Source organism: Microbacterium sp. H6, from assembly GCF_003314775.1.
Lineage (GTDB): Bacteria > Actinomycetota > Actinomycetes > Actinomycetales > Microbacteriaceae > Microbacterium > Microbacterium oxydans.
The window spans coordinates 41,124-47,104 of sequence record NZ_QOAY01000304.1 but is presented as its reverse complement, the minus strand read 5'-3'; the positions used below and the strand labels follow the sequence as shown (position 1 = coordinate 47,104).

The 5,981-nt window shown below is 67.8% G+C and carries 6 protein-coding genes and 2 pseudogenes; all 8 read right to left on the bottom strand.

Annotation, left to right across the window (positions count from 1 at the left end; all coding sequences use genetic code 11):
• Positions 1 to 1,045, bottom strand: a 1,045-nt coding sequence (locus tag DSP71_RS20010) for a conjugal transfer protein TrbL (RefSeq protein WP_113681880.1), incomplete at its 3' end; no start/stop codon positions are given.
• 41 nt (positions 1,046 to 1,086) lie between these two features.
• A complete protein-coding gene (locus DSP71_RS20005; protein ID WP_051498868.1) occupies positions 1,087 to 1,359 on the bottom strand; it encodes a DUF6112 family protein in 273 nt (90 codons plus the stop codon).
• A 160-nt stretch (positions 1,360 to 1,519) separates the two neighbouring features.
• Positions 1,520 to 1,786 carry a DUF6112 family protein gene (locus DSP71_RS20000; RefSeq protein ID WP_036290117.1) on the bottom strand — a complete coding sequence of 89 codons (267 nt, stop codon included), beginning with the start codon at positions 1,784 to 1,786 and terminating at the stop codon, positions 1,520 to 1,522.
• 30 nt (positions 1,787 to 1,816) lie between these two features.
• Positions 1,817 to 3,040: pseudogene (locus DSP71_RS19995) on the bottom strand (M23 family metallopeptidase); the annotation flags it as partial.
• Between the two features lie 6 nt (positions 3,041 to 3,046).
• The gene (locus DSP71_RS19990; RefSeq protein ID WP_036290119.1) at positions 3,047 to 3,733 is read right to left on the bottom strand and encodes a hypothetical protein; all 687 of its coding nucleotides are present in this window, start codon (positions 3,731 to 3,733) and stop codon (positions 3,047 to 3,049) included.
• A gap of 60 nt (positions 3,734 to 3,793) precedes the next feature.
• Positions 3,794 to 4,789, bottom strand: coding sequence for a ParB N-terminal domain-containing protein (locus DSP71_RS19985; protein ID WP_036290129.1), 996 nt, complete (start codon positions 4,787 to 4,789; stop codon positions 3,794 to 3,796).
• A 2-nt stretch (positions 4,790 to 4,791) separates the two neighbouring features.
• Positions 4,792 to 5,676 carry a hypothetical protein gene (locus DSP71_RS19980; protein ID WP_036290122.1) on the bottom strand — a complete coding sequence of 295 codons (885 nt, stop codon included), beginning with the start codon at positions 5,674 to 5,676 and terminating at the stop codon, positions 4,792 to 4,794.
• Positions 5,677 to 5,771: 95 nt separating this feature from the next.
• Positions 5,772 to 5,981 (bottom strand): annotated as a pseudogene (locus DSP71_RS19975) (hypothetical protein); the annotation flags it as partial.

The window sequence follows — 5,981 nt, the reverse complement described above, 5'->3', positions numbered from 1 at the left end:
ACCCGCCACCTCCGCCACCTCCGCCACCTCCGCCACCTCCGCTTCCGCTGCCGCTTCCGGTCTTGGTGTCTGCTGCGCCGTCGAGTACCTTCTTCGGTTCCGCGCCCTGCGGCTTGGACGGTGAGGGCACCGGACGGTTGAGAGCCTGCTTCGCGTCCTGTTCGGAGCCGATCGCGTGGTAGAAGTCCAAGCCCGCGAATGCCAGGAACTTGTAGGTCAGATACGGGGCGAAAGCGGCCATCGCCATGAGCACGATCCCGGCGATCGGGTCGCTGATCGAGGCGAGGTCCGCGTCGATCGGGGCAGAGATCTGCGTGATCGCGACCAGGAACATCACGACCAGCACGAGCTTCGAGGCGATCAGGGCGATGACGAACATCGCCCACTTGCCGATCCATCCCCGCGATGCGTCCCAGGACGCCCCGGAGAACGCGAGCGGGGCGAGGACGATCGCCACCAGCAGCAGCGCCTTACGGACCAGCAGGGACAGCCAGACGATCGCGGCGGCGGTGATGGCGAGGCTGGCGAAGAAGATCGTGATGATCGCGCCGACTCCGGGCGAGGCGATGTTGATCCCAACGAGTGCCGCGGCGAGCACCGTGATCTTGTCACCCATGGATTCGGTCGTCTCGCCCGCGGCTTGAATGATGCCGAGGCTGAGCTGGTCGACGATCTCCAGCATCAGAGCCGTGAGCGTGATGACTACGAAGCTGCCGAGCACGCTTTTCGCCAGGCCCAACGCCGCCCTGCTGAGCGCGGTCGGGTCGCGTTTGACCAGCCCGGTGATCAGCTGCAGACAGAAGAACAACAGCATCACGAACACGGCGATGCCGAACAGCAGGTTGTAGACCGAGACGTACTCGGGTGACTGGACATCGACGAGCGTCGTGGTGTCGAACACCGTCCACACGGCCTCGAACAGCCAGCCGGCCGCCGCGCCCATCGCCTGCGCGAGCCAGTCGAACGGGGCGGAGATCAGGCTGGCGGCGGCTTCGCCTGCGGTGTCACAGACGGCGGAGATGACAGGAATGTCGCAGACACCCATCACGAACCTCCCGAAAGATCGGTGCTAGTGGATGGGCGCGGTCAGACCTGCTGGCCGACGTTCCAGAAGAAGTTGATGAGGGTGACCGACGCACCGCACAGGATCGCGGCGCCGCAGGAGACGAGCACGCCGACCTTGCCGCGTGAGGCGAGATGGGGGTTCGAGCTGTTCGCGCCGAAGCCCCACACGATCGCGCTGACGATCAAGGCCAGGACGCTGAGGATCAGACCGACCGTCATCACGGCGCCGACAATCGTGCGCAACTGGGCGATCCCAGGAAGCCCGCTGTCGTTCGGGTTGATGTCGATGTTCATCGGCGCGAGCGCCGCCGGGACGGCGGTGAGGAAATCGGTGGCGAGGTCGAACACGATGGGGCTCCTGACGGGACGAACCCGCACCCACGGGCACGGGAGACGAATGGGATCGCCCAGCAGGTGCACCGCTCTGCCCTCGGCGGCCGAGCGGGGGCGAAGTTCAGAGCTGTTCGCCGATGCCGATCAGCCAGTTCATCCACGCGACGCCGCCACCGGCCAGTGCCGCGGCGCCGACGGCGACGAGCACGCCCGTGCGTGCTTTGGTCGCTGCGGCATGGTTGCCGTTCGCGGACGACACGGCCCAGATGATCGCGCAGACGATGAGCATGAGCACGGCGATCACCAGGACGAAGGTCAGCAGGCCACCGACGACCTCGCGCAGGTCGCCGATGCCCGACAGGCCCTCGAAGTCGGGGAACACGTCCATGCGCGATCAGCTCCGCATCGCCTGGATCGAGTCGTCGCCGGCCTGGTCCGGTTCGTCCTCGGTGTCCGGTGAGGGCGCGCACGAGCCGACCGGGGCGCCGATCTCGGCTTCGGGCAGGTCGGCGGCGTCGTGGGCGTTGAGCCACGCGGCGGCGTCCACCGCGTCTTCGTGGGTGCCGCCTGGGCGCACTTCGAAGTGCAGATGCGGGCCGGTGGAGTTCCCGGAGCTGCCGACATCGCCGATGTGCTGCCCGGCGGTCACCCGGTCGCCGGGCTGGACGTGGATGCCGGACTGCCACATGTGGGCGTACGCGGTCGCCACCGTCGCCCCGTCGATCTGATGCTCGATGACGATCAGTCCGCCATACCCGCCGGAGAACTCCGCGATCGTGACGACCCCCTCCGCTGCGGCGACGATCGGGGTGCTATCAGGCGCGGCGAAGTCGGTGCCGGTGTGGAATGAGGGCTCGCCCGTGATCGGGTGGATGCGTGGCCCGAACCCGCTGGTGAGCACCCAGGTGCCCTCCGGGAGTGGAAACACGACACGCGATGTCTCCGCCGTGGAGCCGACCGGGGTTGTCTCGTCAGCACCCCCTGCCGCGGCACTGCCGGTGGTCAGGGCGGTGAGGATGGTCTCGGCGACGGGTTCGTAGTTGCGGTAGCGATCCGGGAAGGCGCTCACCTCGACCGATTGGGCGGCTTCGCCCTTGTCCATCTGCTCCCACCCGGGGATGTCCAGCAGTCCGCGCGGCGAGGGATAGTTCGGACCGCTCGGCCCACCGAAGAACGCCCGAGCCTGATACGTCGAGTCCATCAGCTCGGCGACCGTGCCCCATCCGGACTGCGGGCGCATCTGGAACAGGCCGAGCGAGTCGTGATCTGATCCGTTCCCATCGTTCGGGTAGTCGCCGGACTCGGGATAGGTGCCGGTGTTGGCGAGCATCCGCAGCGTGGACTCGGTGAGCGCAGCCATGAGCGCGATCTGGATGCCGTCGCGGGTGACGCCGTCGATCTGCGACCCGGTCTCGATGATCGTCGCCGCATGCGTGAGTTGGGTGCGGTTCAGCGTGAACGTCTCCCCGTTCGCGGTCGTCACACGCAGCGACTCGGGGATCGCGCCGACGATGAGCCCGGCTCCGGGGACGGTGCAGGCGGCGGAGACCGCGGGGTTCATCAGCACGCCGACGCCGATGAGCCCGAGCGAGGGGCCGAGAAGGACGGCGGCGAGACCCGCGGCGGCGAGCTTCTTCAACATTCCGGATCACCGCAGCGGGTTGTCGAGTTCGGACAGCCGGAGCAGATGACAGGTGTCGTAAGACGGCGGGCAGACGAGGAACACGGTGAACGACACCGCATGCTCGGAATCGACCGGGGTCCCGTTCCAGATGCCGGTGCGGTGCCGGGTGCCCTCGATCGTGATCGCGGTCGTTCCCGCAGCCAGCTGTCCCGACGACTGCGCTTGGGCCTCCGCCCACGCTTCCGGGACGTAGGCGTCCTCGATCGTTAGGGACTGTGCAGTCGCATACTCGCGCAGCTGGAGCCATGCTTCTCGTGTCGGCAGATACGCGGCGACGTCGGAGGCGAGGCCTGCCTGCTCCTCGCCGGTCGGATCGCCGACCTCGAGGATCACGCTCGTGTAGTCCAGCGGCACCAGACCCGCGGCGGTGTCCCACGTGAACAGAGCCTGCGACACGGCTCGAGCGAAGGCCTCCGGGTCTCGAGAGGCCGCGATCGATGACAAGGAAGGAGTCGGGTTCGGCGCGGGGGCGGTCGAGGCCGTGGGGCCGCCGGTCGGTGGCTGCACGGGCGACGCCCCGTCGGGTTCTCTTGGTCCGATAATCAGCCCGTAGACGCCGACACCGGCCAGCACGAGCACGAGCACGGCAGCGACTGCGATGACGACGATCTTGCGGCGGGCGCCGGGCGTGGAGAAGTCTCGGGTCTTCATACCCGTGAGGTGCGCCCGCGCTCCCGCAGACACGTCTCACGATGCCCACTTGACGCGGCCTCAGAGCACGCGCAGGTGCCGTTGCTGCCCGAGCTCGGTGTCCTCGGAGTCGAGAGCAGCTCTGGCGGTGCGCAAGTCATCGGCGAACCGTGCCGTCCCGGCGGCGGCTGCGAGGAAGGAGTCGACCTGCTCATCGGTGAGCACTGCCGCGAGCTCGGCGGCGTCGTAGTGCGTCCACCAGTCGGCGAGCTCACCCCAGGTTTGCACGAATGCGCGCGTGGGGAACCGTACGGTCACATCCTCCTCTGAACCGGGCGTACGCGGCGGCTGGGCTCCCTTCTTTGCTGCGGCCGCTCGCTGAACTGACTCGACTCCGAGCCGTCGCATCTCGGCGCTGCGCGCTTCCTCCTCGTCGGCGCGAGTGCGTGCGTAGAGAGGATGCACGGCAGCGCCCCGCTTGAGCTGTTCCACATCGGCCGTGGCCTGGGCGCGCACATGGTCGGGCTGGGACGGATCGGCAGCGAGGTCCCGCAGGTAGTTGATCTTCTCGTGCGTCTTGTAGGAAACCCCGCCGGGGATCATCGCTGCGGCCTGCTCGCGAGCGTCGCCGGTCGCGGTCGACGGTTCCGGAAATTTTCCGGCACCGTCATGTCCCGGTTGATGCTCGCTGCTGAACTGGGTCGATGCCTTGCGGCGGGCAGCGTCTTCCGCCATCAGCCTCTTCAGTTCCCGGTACAGGCCGGCGGCCTCGAGCTTGGTCAGCGGCTTGTGGAGCGTGTTCTCATCCTGCTCAGCGAGAAGCTGCCCTAGCTGGTCGGAGATCCCGGAACGAATCCACACGTTCACCGTCGTCCAACCGAGCTTCTTGATCGCCGCGAGACGGCGCGCGCCGCACACGAGCACGCCGTCCGGGGTAATCGTGATCGGCTGCAGCAGGCCCTCACGGTCGATGGAGCCGGCCAGTTCATCGATGTCGCCCAGGTCGGTGCGGTGACGGTGCCCAACAAGGATCGAGTCGACAGCACGCCGCAGCTCGATCCCGCCCCCCTTCTGCATCTTCACGATGTTTCGCCCCTGGTGCGGCGTCGACCGTGGATCGGAGCGGCGAGAGAGATCGTGAGAACGAGGTCATCATCGCGCAGAAGCATCTCCGGCGGCTCCTCGAGCAGCAGCCGCAGCAACACGCCTCTACCTGCCGATGTTGCCGCGTATGCCGGATTTGGATTGCCCAGAAGGGCACGAAGCAACGCCGTCCAAGAGGACTGCGGCAGATCCAGCAGCGCGAGCGAATGCCTGTCCCGACGCAGGTTCTCATAGGCGGCCTGCCGAGTGCCCGCCCGCATCAGCGCTGTACAGACATGCTCCACGGCCGCCCGTGCGACATCGGCCGGCCAGTCCAAAGACGAGACCAGGTCGATCGCGTCTTCAACGGCTTTCCCTGCTTTCCCCGCCCTCTCCACAGCTACTTCGCCAGGCTCATCTTCCTCCGCGGCTTGAGGATCGGGAATCTGGAACGCGGGGTGATAGTCCGACAGGGGCGTTTCCCGGTCGGAGAACCGCTCTGGGTCGTGGAACACCGAGATGTGCGGGCGGCGCGCCTGATGCACCGAGCACATCAGCCCCTGCGCTCGTTCCTCGAAGATGCACGTCACCTGCACGCCCTTGGTGACGTATGCCCACGGGTCGTCGGCCTCGCGGGCGCCCTTCCTGCGCATCTCTTCGAACGCCGCCGTCGCTGCCTCCCACGGGTCGAGTCCGTGACGGCGCGCGAGGGGCACGTACTTGCGGGCGGTGTGTTCCATCAGCGCGGCGGCGACCGGATCGTGCTGCCATGCCCCTCGGCCTTCTTCATGCAGGCGTTGCAGCAGCGCCCGCAGCCCTTCGCTGGTCGTGAAGTCCTCGCCGCCGGTCTGTGGGGCGTTCGCGTGCGATGTCGTGGTCATGGTCTAGGCACCTCCTGGCAGGCAGGTGCGCATCCGCTCCCCAGATGAGGTGCGCACAGCTGCATTCCGGAAGGGGCTCATGACCACTCACCCGCTCAGCTCGCCCCGACCGCCGAGCGCGCCGGCCCCGACCGCGCGGTGCCGCGGCCGAATGCGTACAGCGGCGGCAGCCGCTTCGCCCGCTCACCCAGCGACCTCACCCCGTCGAGCGCCTTCTGCCGTGTACGCAACGCCATCGCGGCTTGGAAGTCGATGCCGCGCCCGGCCATCTGCGCGCCCTGCCGGGCCATCAGATCGGTCGGCCG

Coding starts and splice junctions, on each gene's coding strand:
- DSP71_RS20005 (WP_051498868.1), bottom strand. CDS start 1,359: ATGAACATCGACATCAACCCGAACGACAGCGGGCTTCCTGGGATCGCC.
- DSP71_RS20000 (WP_036290117.1), bottom strand. CDS start 1,786: ATGGACGTGTTCCCCGACTTCGAGGGCCTGTCGGGCATCGGCGACCTG.
- DSP71_RS19990 (WP_036290119.1), bottom strand. CDS start 3,733: ATGAAGACCCGAGACTTCTCCACGCCCGGCGCCCGCCGCAAGATCGTC.
- DSP71_RS19985 (WP_036290129.1), bottom strand. CDS start 4,789: ATGCAGAAGGGGGGCGGGATCGAGCTGCGGCGTGCTGTCGACTCGATC.
- DSP71_RS19980 (WP_036290122.1), bottom strand. CDS start 5,676: ATGACCACGACATCGCACGCGAACGCCCCACAGACCGGCGGCGAGGAC.